Raw genomic sequence first — 20,120 nt, 5'->3', positions numbered from 1 at the left:
GGGCGGGACGCCGCCCCGGCGCCGGCCCTAGGGGCCGGACGCCGCCTCGGTGGCGGCCGGGCCGCTGCCGACGGTTTGCCGGCGGCGGTGGCCGGTTGAGCGGTCACCGTCGGCCAGGTGCGCGAACGAGGCGAGGAACTCGTGGAAGGCCCGGTCCGCGCGGGCGGTGTCGGCGGTGGCGTCGAGGTCCATGAGAAGACCGCGGATGACGGCGAGGACGAGCGTGGCCAGCTCCGGCCGGCCGGTGCCGCGCAGACCGTCCTCGAGCGGCCCCAGCCAGTCGGTCGTGGCGGTGCGCCGGAAGCCGGGCCACAACTGCTGCTCCGTACTCTCGCGCAGCCGGCCGAACATCCGCAGGTACGGTCGCCCCTCCGCGCCGGTGATCGAGGCCCAGGCGCGCTCCAGGGTGACGGTGTAGGGCTCGTCGGACCGCGCCCGCAGGAGGTCGCCCCATGTGTCGAGCTGACGTTGCCGCGCACGCCCGAGGACGGCCCGCAACAGGGCGTCGCGGGTGCCGAAGTGGTAGAGCAGCATGCGGGCCGAGGTGCCGGTGGCGGTGGCGAGCGGCTCGAGCCGGTCGGGAAGACCGTGCGCGAGGGCGTGATCGACGCAGGCGTCCAGGAGCCTGTCCTTGATGTGCGGCTGCGGTCGTCTGCCCATGCGGTCCATCTTTTCGCGTAACGACGGCTACGTCTACCGTTGATCGAGAGGGCGGCCGAGACGGCCGGACAGCCGGGCCGGCCGGAACGGGGCGGCAGCCGGGACAGACGCGGAGGTGGCGATGAGGGTCGTGTTCGTGCATGGCGCATGCGTGCGGGACGGGTCCTGGTGGTGGCACCGCACCGCCGGGCTGCTGCGGGAGCGAGGAGTGCCGAGTGTGGCTCCGGCGCTGCCGAGCTGCGGTGAGGCGGAGCTTCCCGCGGGCGCCGACGGCCCGGGGCTGCCGGAGGACGTGGCGGCGGTGCGGCAGGTACTGCTGGACGGCGACGAGCCGACCGTCGTGGTCGCCCACAGCTACGGCGGCATCGTCACCGCGGAAGCCGCCGCGGGCGTCGGGTCGGTACGCCATCTGGTGCTGGTCTCCAGCTACCTGCCCGAGGTCGGGCAGCGCCTGTCGGACTTCGGGGCCGACGGGCCCGCCCCGTTCCTTGACGTCGACCCCGGCGCCGGCACCTTCGGGGTCCGCCCCGAACTGCTCGTGGGCACCTTCCTGCACGACTGCGACGCCGAGGTCCGTGCGCGGGCGGCGGACCACCTCGCCCGGCAGAGCGTGCGGGTCACCGGACAGCCGGTCGGGGCGGCGGCGTGGCAGCAGGTGCCCTCGACCTACCTGGTCTGCGCCCAGGACCGGGGCACCCCGCCGCACCTGCAACGCGAGTACGCCCGCCGGGCCGGCAAGGTCGTCGAACTCGACACCGGCCACCACCCGTTCCTGTCCGAACCCGCAGCGGTACGGGACCTGCTGCTGAGCCTGTAACGGCAGCCGTCGACGGGCCGGTACCGATGGACGTACCGCGCCCCGTCAAGGGCGCGGGACCGTGCCGATCCGCGACGTGGCCACACCGGGCGCGAACGACCACGCACCCGCCCGCGGCCGCCCTGCGACCGACCCCGCGAACTCTCCCGCGCCTACCCCCCGACCAGCCCCTCCACCAGTTCGTCCGCCGCCCCGTAGGGGTCCAGCTCGCCCCCTACGATCCTGTCCGCCAGCGCGCTCAGGCGCCTGTCACCATGCAGGTCGCCGATGCGTTCCCGGAGCGCCGTGACCGCGATGGTCTCGACCTCGCGGGCCGCGCGGGCCCGGCGGCGGTCGGCGAGGACGCCGCGCTCCTCCATCCAGGCCCGGTGTTTCTCCAGTGCCTCGACGACCTCCTCGACGCCCTCGCCCCGGGCCGCGACCGTCTTGACGATCGGGGGGCGCCAGTCGCCCGGGCCCCGTGCCTCGCCGAGGCCCAGCATGTGGTTCAGCTCGCGGGCCGTCGCGTCGGCGCCGTCGCGGTCGGCCTTGTTGACGACGTAGACGTCGCCGATCTCGAGGATGCCCGCCTTGGCGGCCTGGATGCCGTCGCCCATCCCGGGCGCCAGCAGCACCACCGACGTGTCGGCCTGCGAGGCGATCTCCACCTCCGACTGCCCGACGCCCACCGTCTCGACGAGGATCACCTCGCAGCCCGCCGCGTCCAGCACCCGGATCGCCTGGGGCGCGGCCCAGGCGAGACCGCCCAGGTGCCCACGGGTCGCCATCGAACGGATGTACACGCCGGGGTCGGAGGCATGCTCCGACATGCGCACCCGGTCGCCGAGGAGCGCGCCCCCGGAGAACGGCGAGGACGGGTCGACGGCGAGCACGCCGACCCGCTTCCCGGCCCTGCGGTACGCGGTGACCAGCGCCGACGTGGACGTCGACTTGCCGACGCCCGGCGACCCCGTGAGCCCCACCACGTACGCCCCGCCGGTCAGCGGGGCGAGCGCGGCCATGACCTCCCTGAGCTGCGGGGACGCCCCCTCCACCAGGGAGATCAGCCGGGCCACGGCACGCGGCCGGCCCTCCCTCGCCTGGGCGACCAGCGTGGCGACGTCCTGCATCACGACTCCGTTTCAGACATGCGTCTCAGACCCCGCGGGCCCGGACAGGAACAGACCTACAGGTGTCAGGCGCCCCGCACCCGCAGGATCAGCGCGTCGCCCTGGCCGCCGCCGCCGCACAGCGCCGCCGCGCCGACCCCGCCGCCGCGCCGCTTCAGCTCCAGCGCCAGGTGCAGAACGAGCCGTGCGCCGGACATGCCGATGGGGTGGCCGAGCGCGATCGCGCCACCGTTCACATTCACCTTTTCGGAGGAGATCCCCAGGTCCTTCATTGACTGGACGGCGACGGCCGCGAAGGCCTCGTTGATCTCGATGAGGTCGAGGTCGCCGACCTCCAGGCCCTCCTTGCCGAGCGCGTGGCGGATCGCGTTCGACGGCTGGGACTGCAAGGAGTTGTCCGGCCCCGCCACATTGCCATGGGCGCCGATCTCGGCGATCCACTCCAGGCCCAGCTCCTCCGCCTTGGCCCTGCTCATCACGACGACGGCCGCGGCCCCGTCGGAGATCTGCGAGGACGAGCCCGCGGTGATCGTGCCGTCCTTGCTGAACGCGGGGCGCAGCTTGCCGAGCGACTCGGCGGTCGTCTCGGGCCGAATGCCCTCGTCCTCGCTGAAGACGACCGGCTCGCCCTTGCGCTGCGGGATCTCCACGGGGGTGATCTCGGCCTCGAACAGGCCGTTCTTCTGGGCGGCGGCGGCCCGCTGGTGGGAGAGGGCGGCGATCTCGTCCTGCGCCTCGCGGGCGATGCCGAGCCGGGTGTTGTGCTTCTCGGTGGACTCGCCCATGGCGATGTTCTCGAAGGAGTCGGTGAGGCCGTCGTACGCCATGGCGTCGAGCATCTGGACGGCGCCGTACTTGTAGCCCTCGCGGGACTTCGGCAGCAGATGCGGGGCGTTGGTCATGGACTCCTGGCCGCCGGCGACGACGATGTCGAACTCGCCGGCGCGGATCAGCTGGTCGGCGAGCGCGATGGCGTCGAGGCCGGACAGGCACACCTTGTTGACGGTGAGCGCCGGGACGCTCATCGGGATGCCCGCCTTGACCGCGGCCTGCCGCGCCGGGATCTGGCCCGCCCCGGCCTGGAGCACCTGGCCCATGATCACGTACTGCACCTGGTCGCCGCCGATGCCCGCGCGGTCGAGGGCTGCCTTGATCGCGAAGCCGCCGAGATCGGCTCCGGAGAAGGACTTCAGGGAGCCCAGCAGGCGCCCCATGGGCGTACGCGCGCCCGCGACGATCACCGAGGTCGTGCTGTTCGTTCCGGTCATGAGCTGCGATCCCCTTACCGGCTGCACTGCCGAGGAGTGAGTGGAAGTGAACGAGGGTTTACTTCGAATGTACTGAGTGGCACTCCGTGCCGTCACCGCTCTTACGGTGTGATCGCGCGCACGTTGCGTAACCATCCGCGGAGCGCTCCACTGTCACCATGCTGACGCGAATCGACCACATCGGGATCGCCTGCCACGACCTCGACGCGACCGTCGAGTTCTACCGGGCCACGTACGGCTTCGAGGTGTTCCACACCGAGGTCAACGAGGAACAGGGCGTGCGCGAGGCCATGCTGCGGATCAACGGCACGGACGACGGCGGCGCCTCCTACCTCCAGCTGCTCGAACCCGTCCGCGAGGACTCCACCGTCGCCAAGTGGCTGGCCAAAAATGGCGAGGGAGTGCACCACATCGCCTTCGGCACGGCGGACGTCGACACCGAGGCCGCGGACATCCGGGACAAGGGTGTACGCGTCCTGTACGAGGAGCCACGGAGCGGCTCCATGGGGTCGCGGATCACCTTCCTGCACCCGAAGGACTGTCATGGCGTACTGACAGAACTGGTCACTTCGGCGGCTGTTGAGTCGGCGGAGCACTGACCGACGTACATAGGGGCCGGTAGGGTTGGGGGCGGTCGTGCCTCCCGCGAGTGTGCGGGAGCGCGTGGCCGCTTGCCGGGGTCCGGGTTTCGGGGGACGAGCGTCGGGGCAGCAGCCCGTGCTCCGCCGTTGATCTGACACCATTCCCCGGGGGCCCCGTTCGGCGGATGGACGGAGCTCGGTTGGACCAAGCTTGCGACCAGGGGACGGATGGGACCGCGCAGTGCGGGGCTACGAACGCCAGGAGCGAGAGCCGGCGGCTGACGTCGACCACCTCTCTCGGTTCGAGGCCGAGATGGAACGGCTGAAGACCGAGCGGGAAAAGGCGATTCAGCACGCCGAGGACCTCGGCTACCAGGTCGAGGTGCTGCGCGCCAAGCTGCACGAGGCGCGCCGCACGCTCATGTCCCGGCCCGCCTACGACGGGACGGACATCGGCTACCAGGCCGAGCAGATGCTCCGCAATGCCCAGGCGCAGGCCGACCAGCTGCGCAGCGAGGCGGAGCGGGAGCTGAGCCAGGCCCGCGCGCAGACCCAGCGCATCCTCCAGGAGCACGCCGAGCAGGCCGCGCGGCTCCAGGCGGAGCTGCACCAGGAGGCGGTCAACCGCCGCCAGCAGCTCGACCAGGAGCTGGCGGAGCGCCGGCAGACCGTCGAGTCGCACGTCAACGAGAACGTGGCGTGGGCCGAGCAGCTGCGCGCCCGTACCGAGTCGCAGGCCCGGCGGCTGCTGGACGAGTCCCGCGCCGAGGCCGAGCAGGCGCTGGCCGCCGCCCGCGCCGAGGCCGAGCGGATCGCCGCCGAGGCCCGTCAGCGGCTCCAGGGCGACGCCGAGGCGGCCCGGGCGGAGGCCGACCAGATCCTGCGCCGGGCCCGCGCCGAGGCCGAACGGCTGCTGAACGCCGCCTCCGCGCAGGCGCAGGAGGCCACCGACCACGCCGAGCAGCTCCGCACCAGCACCGTGACGGAGTCCGAGGCCGCCCGCCGCCAGGCCGCCGAGCTGAGCCGGGGCGCCGAGCAGCGGATGAGCGAGGCGGAGTCGGCGCTGCGCGAGGCCCGCGCGGAGGCCGACAAGGTCGTCGCGGAGGCCAAGGAGGCCGCCGCGAAGGCGCTGGCGGGCGCGGAGTCGGCCAACGAGCAGCGCACCCGTACGGCGAAGGAGCAGGTCGCCCGGCTGGTCAGCGAGGCCACCAAGGAGGCGGAGTCCACCCGGGCGGAGGCCGAGCAGGTCGTCGCGGACGCGCGCGCCGAGGCGGAGAAGATCGTCGCGGAGGCCGCCGAGAAGGCCCGCAGCATCACCGCCGAGGAGACCGCCTCCCAGCTCGCCAAGACCGCCCGTACGGCGGAGGACGTGCTGAACAAGGCGTCGGACGACGCCAAGGCGACCACCAAGGCCGCCGCCGAGGAGGCCGAGCGGATCCGCCGGGAGGCGGAGACGGAGGCGGACCGGCTGCGTGCCGAGGCGCACGACATCGCCGAGGAGCTCAAGGGCGCGGCGAAGGACGACACCAAGGAGTACCGGGCCAAGACGGTCGAGCTCCAGGAGGAGGCCCGCCGGCTGCGCGGCGAGGCCGAGCAGCTGCGGGCCGACGCGGTCGCGGAGGGCGAGAAGATCCGCTCCGAGGCCCGGCGGGAGGCCGTCCAGCAGATCGAGGAGGCGGCCAGGACCGCCGAGGAGCTGCTGGCCAAGGCCAAGGCGGACGCCGACGAGCTGCGGACCACGGCGGCCACGGACAGCGAGAAGGTACGCACCGAGGCCATCGAGCGGGCCTCGAGTCTGCGCCGGCAGGCCGAGGAGACCCTGGAGCGCACCCGTAAGGAGGCCGAGCGGCACCGCGCCGAGGCCACCGAGCAGGCGGAGGCGCTCAAGGAGGACGCCGAGCGGGCCGCGCGCGAGCTGCGCGAGGAGACCGAGCGGGGCGTCGAGGCCCGGCGCGAGGAGGCCGCCGAGGAGCTGACGCGGCTGAAGGAGGAGGCCGAGCAGCGGGTCACCGCCGCCGAGCAGGCGCTGAACGAGGCCCGTCAGGAGGCCGAGCGGCTGCGCCGGGAGGCCGCGGAGGAGACCGAGCGGCTGCGCGCGGAGGCCGCCGAGCGGATCCGTACGCTCCAGGCGCAGGCCGAGGAGGAGGCCGAGCGGCTGCGCGACGAGGCCGCGGCCGACGCGTCCGCCTCCCGCGCGGAGGGCGAGTCCGTCGCCGTACGGCTGCGCTCCGAGGCGGCGGCGGAGGCCGAGCGGCTCAAGGCGGAGGCGCAGGACACCGCCGACCGGGTGCGGGCCGAGGCACAGGCCGCGGCCGAGCGGCTGAACACGGAGGCCACCGAGACGCTGGCGGCCGCGCAGGAGGAGGCCGCCCGGCGCCGCCGCGAGGCCGAGGAACTGCTCGGCGCCGCCCGCCGGGAGGCCGACCAGGAGCGGGAGCGGGCCGGCGAGCAGAGCGAGGAGCTCCTCGCGGTGGCGCGGGCCCGCGTCGAGGAGGCGCAGGCCGAGGCCGAGCGGCTGGTGGAGGAGGCGGACCGGCGGGCCACCGAGATGGTCTCGGCCGCCGAACAGACCGCCCAGCAGGTCCGCGACGCGGTCTCCGGGCTGCACGAGCAGGCGCAGGAGGAGATCGCCGGGCTGCGCAGCGCCGCCGAGCACGCGGCCGAGCGCACCCGGCGGGAGGCCGAGGAGGAGTCCGACCGGGTCCGCGCCGACGCCTACGCCGAGCGCGAGCGGGCCGCGGAGGACGCGAGCCGGCTGCGCCGGGAGGCGGCCGAGGAGCGGGAGACCGCGGCCTCGCTGGCCGAGCGCACGCTGGCCGAGGCGGCCGCCGAGGCGGAGCGGGTGCGCGCGGACGCCGCCGACCACGCCCAGCGGGTGCGCACCGAGGCCTCGGACACCATCGCCCATGCCGACCAGGACGCCTCGCGGACCCGCGCGGAGGCGCGGGAGGACGCCAACCGCATCCGGTCGGACGCGGCGGCCCAGGCGGACGCCCTCATCAACGAGGCGCGGGCGGAGGCCGAGCGCCTGACCACGGAGACCAACGCGGAGGCCGAGCGCGTCCTCGGCGAGACCAACGCCGAGGCGGAGCGGGTGCGGGCGGAGTCCGTGGCCCGGGCCGAGCGGCTGGTCGGGGACGCCAGCGAGGAGGCGGAGCGGCTGCGGGCCGAGGCCGCCGAGACGGTCGGCTCGGCCCAGCAGCACGCCGAGCGGATGCGGGCCGAGGCGGAACGGCTCACCACCGAGGCGCGCGAGGAGGCCGAGCGGACGCTGGACGAGGCCCGCAAGGAGGCCAACAAGCGGCGTTCGGAGGCGGCCGAGCAGGTCGACACCCTCATCACGGAGACGGCCGCCGAGGCCGACAAGCTCCTCGCCGAGGCCCAGCAGGGCGCCCAGCGCACCACGGCGGACGCCGAGAGCCAGGCCGACAGTATGGTGGGCGCCGCCCGTACGGAGGCCGACCGGCTGGTCTCGGAGGCCACCATCGAGGGCAACGGCCTGGTGGAGCGGGCCCGCGCGGACGCCGACGAGTTGCTGGTGGGCGCGCGCCGGGACGCGACGGCCATAAGGGAGCGGGCGGAGGAGCTGCGCGACCGCATCACCACCGAGATCGAGGAACTGCACGAGCGGGCGCGGCGCGAGTCGGCCGAGGCGATGAAGTCGGCGGGCGAGCGGTGCGACGCGCTGGTGAAGGCGGCCGAGGAGCAGCTCGCCGAGGCCCGCGACAAGGCCAAGGAGCTGGTCTCGGAGGCCGACTCCGAGGCGAGCAAGGTGCGTATCGCCGCCGTGAAGAAGGCCGAGGGGCTGCTCAAGGAGGCCGAGCAGAAGAAGGCCAAGCTGGTCGCCGAGGCGGAGGAGATCAAGGCCGAGGCGATCCGCGAGGCGCGGCAGGCGGTCGAAGAGGGCAAGCGGGAGCTGGAGATCCTGGTGCGCCGGCGCCAGGACATCAACGCCGAGATCTCCCGCGTCCAGGACGTCCTGGAGGCGCTGGAGTCGTTCGAGGCGCCGGGCGGCGGCAAGGACTCCGGGGTCAAGGCGGGGGCCGTCGTCGGACCTCGTTCGGGTGGCAAGGCGTCAGAAGGGTAGCCAGGGGCGCACATTCCGTACTCGACGGGGCGTAACGCACAGGCGCTGGCAAGGGTTCCGACAGTCAGCCACCCGAAAGGAGTGTCATTCTCCAGATCAAACACGTATCCGCTCGATGACACACCGCTTCGGCGCCTAGGATTCCCTCTATCACCTCACCGGTCTCTTTCGACAGGAACCCCATGAGCGACACTTCCCCCTACGGCTTCGAGCTTGTGCGGCGTGGGTACGACCGCGCTCAGGTGGACGAACGCATCTCCAAGCTCGTCTCCGACCGTGACAGCGCACTGGCCCGTATCACCGCACTGGAAAAGCGCATCGAGGAGCTCCACCTCGAGACGCAGAACGCCCAGGCCCAGGTCATCGACGCCGAGCCGTCGTACGCCGGTCTCGGTGCGCGCGTCGAGAAGATCCTGCGTCTCGCCGAGGAAGAGGCGAAGGACCTGCGCGAGGAGGCCCGGCGCGCCGCCGAGCAGCACCGCGAGCTCGCCGAGTCGGCGGCCCAGCAGGTGCGCAACGACGCGGAGTCGTTCGCCGCGGAGCGCAAGTCCAAGGCCGAGGACGAGGGCGTCCGGATCGTCGAGAAGGCCAAGAGCGACGCCTCCCAGCTGCGGGCCGAGGCCCAGAAGGACGCACAGTCCAAGCGCGAGGAGGCGGACGCCCTCTTCGAGGAGACGCGCGCCAAGGCCGCGCAGGCCGCCGCCGACTTCGAGACGAACCTCGCCAAGCGCCGCGAGCAGTCCGAGCGCGACCTGGCCTCCCGTCAGGCCAAGGCCGAGAAGCGGCTCGCGGAGATCGAGCACCGCGCGGAGCAGCTGCGCCTGGAGGCGGAGAAGCTGCGCACGGACGCCGAGCGCCGCGCCCGCCAGACGGTGGAGACGGCCCAGCGCCAGGCCGAGGACATCGTGGCCGACGCCAACGCCAAGGCCGACCGGATCCGTTCGGAGTCCGAGCGCGAGCTGGCCGCCCTCACCAACCGCCGCGACTCGATCAACGCACAGCTGACCAACGTGCGCGAGATGCTGGCGACGCTCACGGGTGCCGCGGTGGCCGCCGCCGGTTCCCCGGCCGAGGACGAGCCGATCTCCCGCGGGGTGCCGGCGCAGCAGTCCCGGTAGTCACACAGGCAACGGGAGGTTCCACCTCTCACGCGGTTCTCGTACGGTGCGGGAAGCCCTTCGTCACTTCGGGTGGCGGAGGGCTTCCCGCCGTTCTAGCGTGGCACGCATGATCGAGCTCGAGGGCCTGACCAAGCGCTACGGCGAGAAGCTGGCGGTGGACCACCTCACCTTCACGGTCCGCCCCGGCGTGGTCACCGGCTTCCTCGGCCCCAACGGCGCCGGCAAGTCCACCACCATGCGGATGATGCTCGGCCTCGACCGTCCCACCGAGGGCCACGTCCGCATCGACGGCCGGCGCTACGAGGAGCTGACGGACCCGCTGAAGTACATCGGCGCCCTCCTCGACGCCAAGGCCATGCACGGCGGCCGCAGCGCCTACAACCACCTGCTCTGCCTGGCGCAGAGCAACGGCATCCCCGCCGCCCGCGTCCACGAGGTGCTGGACACGGTCGGGCTGACCTCCGTCGCCCGCAAGAAGGCCAAGGGGTTCTCCCTCGGTATGGGCCAGCGCCTGGGCATCGCCGCCGCGCTCCTCGGCGGCCCGCGGATCCTGATGTTCGACGAGCCGGTCAACGGGCTCGACCCCGAGGGCATCCACTGGATCCGTACGCTGATGAAGTCCCTTGCCTCGCAGGGCCGTACGGTCTTCGTCTCCTCCCATCTGATGAGCGAGATGGCGCTCACCGCGGACCACCTCGTCGTCATCGGCCAGGGCCGGCTGCTCGCCGACACCACGATGGCCGACTTCATCGCGCGCAACTCCCGCTCCTACGTACGGATCCGCTCCCCCCAGTACGAACAGCTCCTCGACGCGCTGCACGAGGCCGGGATCACGGTCGTCGAGGCGGGCGGCGGGGCGCTGGAGGTCGACGGTGACGAGGCCGCGCGGATCGGCGAGCTGGCCGCGCGGAACGGTCTCGTCCTGCACGAGCTCAGCCCCCGGCAGGCCTCGCTGGAGGAGGCGTTCATGCGGCTGACGGCCGAGTCCGTCGAGTACCACGCGCACTCCGGGCCCGCGCCGGCCCGGGAGTGGGGCGAGGACCGCGAGAGCTGGAAGAAGGTGGGCTGACGATGGCGGCGACCCAGGTCATCCGCTCCGAGTGGACCAAGATCCGGTCGGTGGCGTCCACGGTGTGGACGCTCTCGCTCGCGGTGGTCGTCACCGTCGCGCTCGGCATGCTCATCTCGGCGCTGTCCCGGCACGAGTTCGGCAACATGAGCCGGCGCGACCGCACCACCTTCGATCCGACGTTCATCAGCTTCGCCGGGATGACGCTGGGACAGCTCGCGATGATCGTGTTCGGGGTGCTCGTCGTGTCCAACGAGTACAGCACCGGGATGATCCGTACGTCGCTGGCGGCGGTGCCGCGGCGGGCGACGTTCCTGTTCAGCAAGATCGGGGTGGCGACGGCGCTGGCGCTCGTGGTGGGGATAGTGACGAGCTTCGTCGCGTTCTTCCTCGGGCAGGCGATGCTGGGACCGCACCGGACGTCGCTGGGCGAGCCGGGGGTGTTGCGGGCGGTGATCGGCGGGGGGCTGTACATGACGCTGATCGCGATGTTCTCGATGGGGGTGGCGGCGATGCTGCGCTCCCCCATGCTGTCGCTCGGCATCCTGATGCCGTTCTTCTTCCTGATCTCGAACATCCTGGGGAACGTGTCGGTGACGAGGAAGGTCGGCCAGTTCCTGCCCGACCAGGCGGGCAGCCGCATCATGCAGGTCGTCCCCCAGGCCACCGACAACCCGCCCTACGGCCCGTGGGGCGGCCTGGGCATCATGCTGCTGTGGGTGGTGGCCGCCCTGGCGGGCGGCTACGCGGTGTTGCGGCAACGGGACGCGTGACGGGACGATTTCCCCGCGCCCCTGTCCGGGGGCGGAGAACTGCGCAACGGGGCGAAGCCCCGTACGGGGTCGAAGGGGCGGAGCCCCTTGAGGACGGGAAGGGTAGGGGCGGCGGGGCGAGGAAAGCCGGTGTGCCGCACGGTCCGAACCGTACTGACCCGGCGGGAACCGTCAGTGGCCCGTTATTCTCCTAACCCTTACGGGGGCGTCCGCCCCGACGTACGTCCTGATCCTTTCGATGGGTGCGGAGAATGATCGAGGCAGTCGGCCTGACCAAGCGCTACGGCGACAAGACGGCCGTGCACAACCTTTCCTTCCAGGTCCGGCCGGGCATGGTGACCGGCTTCCTCGGTCCCAACGGCTCCGGCAAATCCACCACCATGCGGATGATCCTCGGCCTGGACAACCCCACCGCCGGCCACGTCACCATCGGCGGCCACCCCTACCGCAAGCTCCCCAACGCCGCCCGCCACGTCGGCGCCCTGCTGGACGCCAAGGCCGTGCACGGCGGCCGCAGCGCCCGCAACCACCTCCTCAGCCTCGCGCAGCTCTCCGGCATCCCGCAGCGCCGCGTCGACGAGGTGCTCGGCGTCGTCGGCCTCCAGGCCGTCGCCAAACGCCGCTCCAAGGGCTTCTCACTGGGCATGGGCCAGCGCCTCGGCATCGCCGCCGCGCTCCTCGGCGACCCCCAGGTCCTCCTCTTCGACGAGCCGGTCAACGGCCTCGACCCGGAGGGCATCCTCTGGGTGCGGAACCTGATGAAGTCGCTCGCGGCGGAGGGCCGTACCGTCTTCGTCTCCTCCCACCTGATGAGCGAGATGGCGCTGACCGCCGACCACCTCGTCGTCATCGGCCGCGGCCAGTTGCTCGCCGACATGAGCGTGGGGGACTTCATCTCGGCCAACTCCGCCGACTTCGCCCGGGTCCGCACCCCCGACGGCGAACAGCAGCAGCGCGAGAAGCTGACCTCCGCGCTGACCGAGGCCGGCGGTCACGTCCTGCCCGAGCAGGACGGCGCGCTGCGGGTGACGGGGCTGCCGCTGCCGAGGATCAGCGACCTCGCGCACTCCGCCGACGTACGGCTGTGGGAGCTCTCCCCGCACCAGGCGTCGCTGGAGGAGGCGTACATGCGGATGACGCAGGCCGCCGTCGACTACCGCTCGACCACCGACCAGAAGGCCGGGCTCCAGCAGCCGCTGCCGCCCGGTGCGCAGCCGGCGGTGCCGGTGCCGGGGCAGGGCCAGTCCGGCTGGTACGCCCCGCCGCCGCCCCAGCAGTTCGCACCGGGACAGCCGGGACAGCCCCCGGCGGGCCCGTACGGCGCGCCCGCGGGGGCGCCGCCGAACCCGTACGCGCAGCCCGCCCCGGCCGCCCCGCAGGCGCCCCCGGCCCAGGCGGCCCCGAACCCATACGCCGCCCCGGCCGCGCACCCCGCCGCCGCCCAGCCGACTCCGGCCGCGCAGCCCGCCGCCGCCCCACAGCCGCCGGCCGACAGCGGACCGCGGCCGCGGTCCGCCGCCGCGCAGGCGCCGGGCGCGGCCTCCGCACCGGCCCAGGCCACGGCGCCCGCCTCGGCCCCGCCCGCGCCCGCCCCGGCCGCCGCCGACGCCTTCCCCGCCCCGTCGGCCGCCCCCTCCTCCCCCGCCCCCGCCGACCTCACCAAGCGCGACAGCGAGGACAACCGATGAGTACGCCCCAGCCCCCGATGCCGCAGCAGGCCGTGCCCGCTCCCTCCTGGCACACGGCGCCCGGAGCCTCATACACCTCGCCGATCCCCGTCGTCCGTACCCACCTCGGGCACGCCCTCGCCTCCGAGTGGACCAAGATCCGGTCGGTGCGGTCCACGGTGTGGACGATCGGGGTGTTCCTGTTCCTGATGTTCGGGATGGGAGTGCTGTTCACCGTCGCCATCACCGCCTCGGACTCCGAGCTGGGCGACGAGACGGCGCTGGCGCTCGGCTTCGCCGGTGTGCTGACCGGTTCCATCTGCGTCATCACCCTCGGCGTGCTGACCACCGCCTCCGAGTACGGCACCGGCATGATCCGCACCACCATGACCGCGTGCCCGGGCCGCGGCCGGGTGCTCGCGGCGAAGTCGATCGTGTTCTTCACCCTGGCGTTCGTGGTGACGCTGGTGGCCACCTCGCTCGTCGCCCTGTTCCAGGTGTCCGTCCTGGAGGGGCACGGCGGCCGGCAGCCCTCCGGCGGGGAGTGGCTGAAGGCGACCGTCGGCATCTCGCTCTACGTCGCCCTGCTGGGGCTGCTCTCGCTGCTGGTCGGCTCGGTCATCCGGCACTCCGCAGGCGCGATCACGCTGATGATCGGCCTGGTACTGGCCCCGCTGGTGATCGCGCTGTTCCTGTTCTCGGAGTCCCTCCAGGGCCTCCAGCAGGCGCTGTTCCAGTACTCGATCCCGAACCAGCTCAGCATCTTCTACGACAACTCGCTGAGCCGGAGCGGCCCCAAGGGCTGGGACCCGCTGTGGATCATGCTCGGCGTCAACGCCGTCGCCTTCGCCGGCGCGTACGTGCTGCTGGAGAAGCGGGACGTCTGACCAGGCGTACGCCGCCGGTCATCAGAACCTGGGCGCGTTACGGGACCGCTGCACCCGCGTGGTGCGGCGGTCCCGCGCGTTCCAGCACGCCTTGTGCCAGTGCCGGCGGTCGTCGACGCCCGCGTGGTCGGGCCAGGCCACGACGTGCGGGACGCCGGAGGGAATGAGCTGGTCGCAACCGGGGCAGCGGTAGGTCTTGCCCTGGGCCGAGGCGCCCGCGACATGGCGCACGATCCACTCCTCGCCCTGCCAGCTCTCGGTGGAGTGCCAGCCGCCGTAGCGGCCGGGCGCGTCCTCCTCGGCGCTCCGGCCGGACGAGCCGCCGCCCTTGGGTCGGTTGCGACGCGGGGACACAGCACACCTCACGGGTCCGGGTACGGGGTCCGATCCAGGTTACGCGGCGCCGGGCAGCCCTTTGAGAGGCCGACGGGGAGGCCGAACGGCCCATTGAGAAGACAATCCGCAAATTGCGCCGCCAAGCCGTGACTTCGGCACATGTCAGGCAGTTATGCCCTGCGGGGGAGCTCCACGTCGGAGCCAAGGAAGCAGGAAGCACCATGCATGTCGGAAGTTTTGTACTCGCGGCCCAGTTCCCGGGCCAGGGCCCCGGGGAGGCGCTGCACCGGGCCGTACGGACGGCGGAGGTCGCCGAGGAGGCGGGGCTCGACGCGGTCTGGCTGGCCGAGCACCACTTCGTGCCGTACGGGACGTGCCCGTCGGCCGTCACCCTGGCCGCGCTGCTGCTCGGCCGCACCCGCCGCCTCCGGGTCGGCACGGCGGTCAGCGTGCTGCCCACCGCGCACCCCGTGGCGCTCGGCGAACAGGCCGCGCTGCTGCATCTCACCTCGGGCGGCAGATTCACCCTCGGGGTGGGCCGCGGCGGTCCCTGGGTGGACCTGGAGGTCTTCGGCGCCGGTCTGGAGGCGTACGAGAAGGGGTTCCCGGAATCACTCGATCTGCTGGTGCGCTGGCTGACGGAACCCGCCGTCGCCGCCTCGGGGGAACAATTCACCTTCCGTGAGGTCCCCGTCGTGCCGCGCCCCTCGGAGTCGCTCACCGAGGACCCGGGGCCGGAGGTGGTCGTGGCATGCACCTCCCCCGCAGGTGTCCGGCTCGCCGCCGAGCGCGGGCTGCCGATGCTGCTCGGGATGCACTGCGGGGACGAGGACAAGGCCGCGATGGTCTCCCTGTGGCAGCGCCACGCACGGGCCGCCGGTGTTCCCGGGGACGTGATCGCGGGGGCCGGCCATGTCTCGGCCGGTGTCTGCCAGCTCGCCGACCGCGACGGCGACGCGGTGGAGACGCTCACCAAGGCGATGCCCGGCTGGCTGCGGCAGGGTCTCGGGGCGCATGTCACGGTGGACGGCCGGGTGCGCGCGATGCGGGACCCGCTGGCGTACACGGAACTGCTGTGCGAGCTGCACCCGGTGGGCACGCCGCGGCGGTGCGCCGACCGGCTGGCGGCGACGTCGGAACGGACCGGCATCACCCGCTTCGCGCTGCTCGTGGAGGGTTCGGGCGACCTCGCGGCCACCGAGGAGAACGTACGGCGGCTGGGCGCGGAGGTGCTTCCGCGGCTGGGGTAGCCGCCGCCGGGGCAGCCGCCTCCCGGTCCGCCGGGGTGCCCGCCGCTCCGTCGCGGGAGGAGCGGGGATCTCTCCCCCCGCATACGCTCCCTCCGCGCCCGGGGCGGCAGGCCGTACCGCGTCATACCCGCTCAGCAGTCCCGGAGTTCCGGGGACTGGTTGAGCAACTGGCTGCGGACCGAGGTGAAACGGGCCAGCGTGTCGTCCACCGAGGAGTCCAGCGGGAACACCGCCACCCGGTGGCAGTTCTGGAAGGCCAGTCGCACTCCGAAGTGGCGCTGCAATGCGCCGCGTATCGCGTCACTGGCGAGCGCGCGCAGCAGCTCGCCCCGCGCGTGCTCGTCCGGCGGCGGCGTCTGGTTGTCGGCGAACGAGCCGCCGTCCACCTTGAGCTGGGCCACCAGGGAGCTGATCATCTCCCATGCGAAGGGCAGGGAGGTCCGGACGCAGTCGACGAATTCCGCTTCGTCGACCTCGCCTCGCTCGGCCTTTTCGAGTAGGGCCGGTGAGACGTCGAGCGACATGGGTTCTCCTCTCACACCCCCGGTGCGCGGGGGCCGACGGACAGGGCGGAGAGGCCGGGGCGTCAACACGCTGCGTACATGGCCCGCGACCTCCTGTTTCTACGGTATGCAACCAAACGTGGCCGCACCAGGAAAACGGGGATACGGCCGCCCCCCGGTGGGAACACAATCGGCCATCCGCGAACAGGAAGCGTCAGCAAGGCGGTTGAAGACGACAAGAACCGCGCCGACGTGCGCGAATAGTCCGCAGGCATGGTCGGATCGCGCGGGGGCGGGCGCGTCGAGTAGCGTTGCGCACCATGCGTCTCGTCATCGCCCGGTGCTCCGTCGACTACGCGGGCCGGCTCACCGCCCACCTTCCCTCGGCGCCCCGTCTGATCCTCGTGAAGGCCGACGGCAGCGTGTCGATCCATGCGGACGACCGGGCCTACAAGCCTCTGAACTGGATGTCTCCGCCCTGCACCCTCAAGGAGGGCAGCGGTGAGGAGGCGGGGGTGTGGACCGTCGTGAACAAGGCGGGCGAGAAGCTCATCATCACGATGGAGGAGATCCTCCACGACTCCTCGCACGAACTCGGGGTGGACCCCGGGCTGATCAAGGACGGCGTGGAAGCACACCTTCAGGAACTGCTCGCGGACCGGATCGAGACGCTGGGGGACGGTTACACGCTCATCCGGCGCGAGTACATGACGGCGATCGGGCCGGTGGACATCCTGTGCCGGGACGGCGACGGGGGGACCGTCGCCGTGGAGATCAAGCGGCGGGGGGAGATCGACGGGGTCGAGCAGTTGACGCGGTACCTGGATCTGCTGAACCGGGATCCTCATCTGGCGCCGGTGCGCGGGGTGTTCGCGGCGCAGGAGATCAAGCCACAGGCGCGGGTGCTGGCGGCGGACCGCGGCATCGGCTGCCACATCCTGGACTACGACGCCCTCCGCGGCATCGAGGACGACAAACTCCGCCTGTTCTGAGCCCGACGGCCACCTGAACCCCGCCCCCCCCAAAGGGGCGCGGGGAACTGCGCGAGCAACCACGACGCGCCTGCACCCACGCATCCACCGACCCCCCTCCCCCCTCTCGGGGTTGAAGGGGCGGAGCCCCTGGGGACGGGACGGGTAGGGGCGGCGGGGGCGAAGAAAACGCCCCGCCGCACCCGGCGTCAGATCGTCGGGGTCGCGCCCGACGAACCCGGCTCCGGCGCACTGCTCGTCACCGTCGCACTGGACGACGAGGACGCCGAGTTGGTCGTGGACGGGTCCTCGGAGGCCGACTCCGACGGCGACTGCGACCCGCCCGACGGCGTCCCGGAGGACGACGGCGTCCCCGACGACGACTTCGACGGCGAGGCCGGCGGCTTCGAGGAGGGCTTGTCCCCACCCCCGTGCCCCTTCCCGCCCCCGCCGTCGCCCTTCCCCGTCGACGACGACCGCGAAGCCGACGCCGACGCGGAGGACGACGCCGACGGCGACGGATCGTCGGCCGTGCCGTACGTCCCGTCCGGCCCGGGATCCGACGGCGTCGCCGCCTTCACCCCGGCCCCCGCCTCACCCTTCCCACCGCCGTCCTTCTTCGCCGTGTCCCCGCCCAGGCTGTCGTCCCCGCTGTCCTGGCCGATCGACGGATCGACCCCGATCCGCTCGGAGGGCGCGTTCTCGTTGTGGTTGTTGTCGGAGGTCGCCCCCAGCGTCACCACCGTGCCGAGCACGGCCACGAGCAGCGCCCCCGCCCCGGTGGCGACCAGGTTGCGCCGGGTACCGCGTGCCACCCCGCGGAGCCCGCCCCGCCGGCGCCCGTCGACAGCGGCACCACCGACGGCACCCGCACCCGCACCCGCCCCCGGCGGCAGCGCCGCCACCTCCCGGTACGACACCAGCGTCGCGGTGTCCCCCACCGGAGGCCACGCGGCCGGGGAACCCCCCACCGCGGGCTCCTCCCCCGCCGACTCGACGGCGCCGAAGTCGGAGGCGAGCACGAGCGCCGCCCCCGGCGCCGTCCCCGCCCGGTCGTCGACGAGCGCCAGTGCCCGCCGTCCCGCGACGGTCCCCCGCCGGTCGGCGACCGCACCGCGCAGCCCGACGGACGTCTCCAGCTCGGCCCGCGCCCGGTCCAACTGGCCCTCGCAGAGCGCGAGGACGCCCAGCTCATGGTGGAAGTACGCCTGGTCGGCCACCTCCCCCGCGAGCCGCGAGGCCTCCGCGCCCGCCCGCAGCGCCCGCTCCCAGGCGCTCCACCGCAGACCCGCGGCGAACGCGGGCGCGGCCTGCCGGGCGAGCCGCACGGCGACGGGGCGCTCCGCCTCCGCGTCGGCCTCCGGCTCCTCGGCATCCTCGTCCACCGGCGTGGTGAGCGGCACCAGCGCGGTGAGCGCGGCCAGCACGGCGTCGGCCTCGGCCGAGACCCGCTCGGGCGTGACCGAGGGGTGCCCGGCCCACCAGGCGTAGTGCCGGGCGGCGGTCAGCAGGTGCTCCTCGGCCGCCGTGCCGTACCCGGCGGCCACCAGCTGCTCCAGGACCCCGGCGGCGAGCCGGTAGCGGGCGCCGACCGGGGTGACCAGCGCGCAGCCGGCCAGCTCGGCGAGGGCGGCGTCCGCGTGGGTGTCGTCGACGAGCGCGGGGAGGTGGGTGAGGTGCGGGACCTCGCCGTCGAGCGCGACCGCGAAATGCAGGGTCTCGCGGGCCGACCGGCTCAGCCGGGAGGCGAGCAGCGGGGCGGCCGCCGCGGCCTCGGCGAGCGGGGGCAGCGGCTCCTCGTCGCCGGTGCCCGGCTCGGGCGCGGTGTCCTGGACGGCGGCGGCCCCGGCCTTGGCGTCCTCGAAGACGCCGTACTCGTCGAACGCCTCGGCCTCCAGGCGCAGCCGGTCCCGCTGCCGCAGCAGCGCCCCGGCCTGCTTGAAGCGCAGCGGGAGCCCCTCGGACTCGAAGAGGAGGTCGCCGGCCCAGTTGGACTCCTCCTCGGTGAGGACGCGTCCGACGGCCCGCTCGAGGAGTTCGACGCAGCCGGCGCGGTCCAGCCCGCCCAGTTCGACGTCCTCGAAGGCGGCTTCGGCGGAAGGCGCCGGCACGTCGGGCGTGACGGCGCACAGGTAGGCGCACTCGGGGGTGGCGTCGAGGAGGTCGTCGAGGGCGGCGCCGCCGAACTGAAGGTCGTCGAGGAGGACGACGGCGCCGATCTCGGCGAGGGCCTCGCGCAGTTCGTCGCGGTCCGGGCGGTACTCGGGGGCGTCGTACACGGCGTGGTACAGGTCGTCCAGCAGTTCCTCGGCGGTGCGCCGGTGGCCGCAGAGGCGGACGACGCCGTCGGGGGCGAGGCCGGCGCAGTCCCCGGCGACCGCGTCCAGCAGGACGGTGCGGCCGGAGCCCGGGGCCCCGACGAGGCGGACGGAGCGGCCGCGGGCCAGCAGCCCGACGAGCCGGTCGTGCACGTCCTCGCGCTGGAGCAGCCCGGAGTCCGGGAGCGTGGGGCCCGGCGGCACGGGCGGCCGGGCGGCGCGCTCGCGCTCGGCGCGGCGGGCGGCGCTGTACTTCGCGGGCCGCCCGGGGTGTCCGGGGCTCCCGGGATGTCCGGGGCGTTCCCGCGGCGGGCGGCTCTCGATCTCGCTGCCGTCCACCGGGTTGACGGTGAGCAGGAACTCGCCCGCGACGAGCTGGACGGTGCGGGCCGGAGCGGGCGCGTGCTGGCCGAAGTCGGCGGTGAGGGGGTCCCTGGGCGGGCGCCGGGCGGTGCGGCCCTGGCCGTCACTGCCGTCACGACTGCCACGGCTGTCACGGCCGTCACCGTCGTGGCCGTACTCCTCGGATCCGGCGTTGTTCGGGTCCATCGGTTCTAGCCCCCAAAAGCGTCGTGTGCCGAAAACCCTCCCGGCCTTGCCGCACACCGCGCTGTCGCTTCTGGTCCGGTACCCGCCCGGGCTGACGGGCGGCGGGCAGCCGAACCCTAAACCTTCGCACAGTATCGCGGAACAGTCGGGGTAC

Annotated in this window: 16 protein-coding genes; 10 read left to right on the top strand and 6 right to left on the bottom strand. The window is 73.3% G+C overall.

Translation table 11 applies throughout. The annotated features are described in order from the left end of the window. Window positions 1-27: 27 nt before the first annotated feature. Window positions 28-660 carry a TetR/AcrR family transcriptional regulator gene (locus IO29_RS15295; protein WP_033226412.1) on the bottom strand — a complete coding sequence of 211 codons (633 nt, stop codon included), beginning with the start codon at window positions 658-660 and terminating at the stop codon, window positions 28-30. Window positions 661-781: 121 nt separating this feature from the next. On the opposite strand from IO29_RS15295, the gene IO29_RS15290 reads away from it, so the two are divergent. After that, window positions 782-1,477 (top strand): alpha/beta fold hydrolase, encoded by a 696-nt coding sequence (locus tag IO29_RS15290; RefSeq protein WP_030380001.1) that lies wholly within the window; start codon window positions 782-784, stop codon window positions 1,475-1,477. Window positions 1,478-1,629: 152 nt separating this feature from the next. Here the strand turns inward: IO29_RS15290 and meaB are convergent, their stop codons facing one another. After that, complete coding sequence (gene meaB / locus IO29_RS15285; protein WP_030380002.1) at window positions 1,630-2,586, bottom strand: methylmalonyl Co-A mutase-associated GTPase MeaB; 957 nt, start codon at window positions 2,584-2,586, stop codon at window positions 1,630-1,632. A 65-nt stretch (window positions 2,587-2,651) separates the two neighbouring features. Further along, window positions 2,652-3,854, bottom strand: a complete 1,203-nt coding sequence (locus IO29_RS15280; protein WP_030380003.1) for an acetyl-CoA C-acetyltransferase — start codon at window positions 3,852-3,854, stop codon at window positions 2,652-2,654. A 158-nt stretch (window positions 3,855-4,012) separates the two neighbouring features. Between IO29_RS15280 and mce the strand changes: the two genes are divergently transcribed. From mce to IO29_RS15245, 7 genes are all read left to right on the top strand, one after another. Further along, window positions 4,013-4,453 (top strand): methylmalonyl-CoA epimerase, encoded by a 441-nt coding sequence (mce, locus tag IO29_RS15275; RefSeq protein ID WP_030380004.1) that lies wholly within the window; start codon window positions 4,013-4,015, stop codon window positions 4,451-4,453. Window positions 4,454-4,676: 223 nt separating this feature from the next. Then, window positions 4,677-8,522, top strand: a complete 3,846-nt coding sequence (gene scy / locus IO29_RS15270) for a polarized growth protein Scy (RefSeq protein WP_030380005.1) — start codon at window positions 4,677-4,679, stop codon at window positions 8,520-8,522. A 182-nt stretch (window positions 8,523-8,704) separates the two neighbouring features. Continuing rightward, entirely contained in the window at window positions 8,705-9,640 is a 936-nt protein-coding gene (locus IO29_RS15265) for a coiled-coil domain-containing protein (protein WP_030380006.1), read from the top strand. A gap of 109 nt (window positions 9,641-9,749) precedes the next feature. Next, complete coding sequence (locus tag IO29_RS15260; RefSeq protein ID WP_030380007.1) at window positions 9,750-10,712, top strand: ABC transporter ATP-binding protein; 963 nt, start codon at window positions 9,750-9,752, stop codon at window positions 10,710-10,712. Continuing rightward, entirely contained in the window at window positions 10,709-11,485 is a 777-nt protein-coding gene (locus IO29_RS15255; protein ID WP_033226413.1) for an ABC transporter permease, read from the top strand. Before IO29_RS15260 ends, IO29_RS15255 begins: the two co-directional genes overlap by 4 nt. Before the next feature lie 251 nt (window positions 11,486-11,736). Continuing rightward, the gene (locus IO29_RS15250; RefSeq protein WP_037840547.1) at window positions 11,737-13,173 is read left to right on the top strand and encodes an ABC transporter ATP-binding protein; all 1,437 of its coding nucleotides are present in this window, start codon (window positions 11,737-11,739) and stop codon (window positions 13,171-13,173) included. Beyond that, window positions 13,170-14,039, top strand: coding sequence for an ABC transporter permease subunit (locus IO29_RS15245; protein WP_030380010.1), 870 nt, complete (start codon window positions 13,170-13,172; stop codon window positions 14,037-14,039). The genes IO29_RS15250 and IO29_RS15245 overlap by 4 nt, the downstream gene beginning before the upstream one ends. 21 nt (window positions 14,040-14,060) lie before the next feature. Here the strand turns inward: IO29_RS15245 and IO29_RS15240 are convergent, their stop codons facing one another. Further along, window positions 14,061-14,393: a hypothetical protein gene (locus IO29_RS15240; RefSeq protein WP_030380011.1), complete on the bottom strand. Its 333-nt coding sequence runs from the start codon at window positions 14,391-14,393 to the stop codon at window positions 14,061-14,063. Between the two features lie 203 nt (window positions 14,394-14,596). Between IO29_RS15240 and IO29_RS15235 the strand changes: the two genes are divergently transcribed. Then, window positions 14,597-15,625 carry an LLM class flavin-dependent oxidoreductase gene (locus IO29_RS15235; protein ID WP_030380012.1) on the top strand — a complete coding sequence of 343 codons (1,029 nt, stop codon included), beginning with the start codon at window positions 14,597-14,599 and terminating at the stop codon, window positions 15,623-15,625. Between the two features lie 131 nt (window positions 15,626-15,756). Here IO29_RS15235 and IO29_RS15230 read toward each other — a convergent pair whose 3' ends face one another. Continuing rightward, window positions 15,757-16,149: an SCO5389 family protein gene (locus IO29_RS15230; RefSeq protein ID WP_030380013.1), complete on the bottom strand. Its 393-nt coding sequence runs from the start codon at window positions 16,147-16,149 to the stop codon at window positions 15,757-15,759. 299 nt (window positions 16,150-16,448) lie between these two features. Between IO29_RS15230 and nucS the strand changes: the two genes are divergently transcribed. After that, window positions 16,449-17,120: an endonuclease NucS gene (gene nucS / locus IO29_RS15225; RefSeq protein ID WP_030380014.1), complete on the top strand. Its 672-nt coding sequence runs from the start codon at window positions 16,449-16,451 to the stop codon at window positions 17,118-17,120. A gap of 188 nt (window positions 17,121-17,308) precedes the next feature. Here the strand turns inward: nucS and IO29_RS15220 are convergent, their stop codons facing one another. Continuing rightward, window positions 17,309-19,966 (bottom strand): ATP-binding protein, encoded by a 2,658-nt coding sequence (locus IO29_RS15220; protein ID WP_030380015.1) that lies wholly within the window; start codon window positions 19,964-19,966, stop codon window positions 17,309-17,311. Window positions 19,967-20,120: the final 154 nt, after the last annotated feature.

Origin of the sequence: Streptomyces sp. NRRL F-6676 (assembly GCF_000725625.1) — a bacterium.
Lineage (GTDB): Bacteria > Actinomycetota > Actinomycetes > Streptomycetales > Streptomycetaceae > Streptomyces.
The sequence above is the reverse complement of the archived record's forward strand: the minus strand, read 5'-3'. Positions and strand labels throughout refer to the sequence as shown.

Excerpts from the sequence above, each read along its gene's own strand:
- IO29_RS15260 (WP_030380007.1), top strand. The coding sequence starts at position 9,750 with ATGATCGAGCTCGAGGGCCTGACCAAGCGCTACGGCGAGAAGCTGGCG.
- IO29_RS15245 (WP_030380010.1), top strand. The coding sequence starts at position 13,170 with ATGAGTACGCCCCAGCCCCCGATGCCGCAGCAGGCCGTGCCCGCTCCC.
- IO29_RS15220 (WP_030380015.1), bottom strand. The coding sequence starts at position 19,966 with ATGGACCCGAACAACGCCGGATCCGAGGAGTACGGCCACGACGGTGAC.
- IO29_RS15295 (WP_033226412.1), bottom strand. The coding sequence starts at position 660 with ATGGGCAGACGACCGCAGCCGCACATCAAGGACAGGCTCCTGGACGCC.
- IO29_RS15230 (WP_030380013.1), bottom strand. The coding sequence starts at position 16,149 with ATGTCGCTCGACGTCTCACCGGCCCTACTCGAAAAGGCCGAGCGAGGC.
- meaB (WP_030380002.1), bottom strand. The coding sequence starts at position 2,586 with ATGCAGGACGTCGCCACGCTGGTCGCCCAGGCGAGGGAGGGCCGGCCG.
- mce (WP_030380004.1), top strand. The coding sequence starts at position 4,013 with ATGCTGACGCGAATCGACCACATCGGGATCGCCTGCCACGACCTCGAC.
- IO29_RS15265 (WP_030380006.1), top strand. The coding sequence starts at position 8,705 with ATGAGCGACACTTCCCCCTACGGCTTCGAGCTTGTGCGGCGTGGGTAC.
- nucS (WP_030380014.1), top strand. The coding sequence starts at position 16,449 with ATGCGTCTCGTCATCGCCCGGTGCTCCGTCGACTACGCGGGCCGGCTC.
- IO29_RS15235 (WP_030380012.1), top strand. The coding sequence starts at position 14,597 with ATGCATGTCGGAAGTTTTGTACTCGCGGCCCAGTTCCCGGGCCAGGGC.
- IO29_RS15290 (WP_030380001.1), top strand. The coding sequence starts at position 782 with ATGAGGGTCGTGTTCGTGCATGGCGCATGCGTGCGGGACGGGTCCTGG.
- IO29_RS15250 (WP_037840547.1), top strand. The coding sequence starts at position 11,737 with ATGATCGAGGCAGTCGGCCTGACCAAGCGCTACGGCGACAAGACGGCC.
- IO29_RS15280 (WP_030380003.1), bottom strand. The coding sequence starts at position 3,854 with ATGACCGGAACGAACAGCACGACCTCGGTGATCGTCGCGGGCGCGCGT.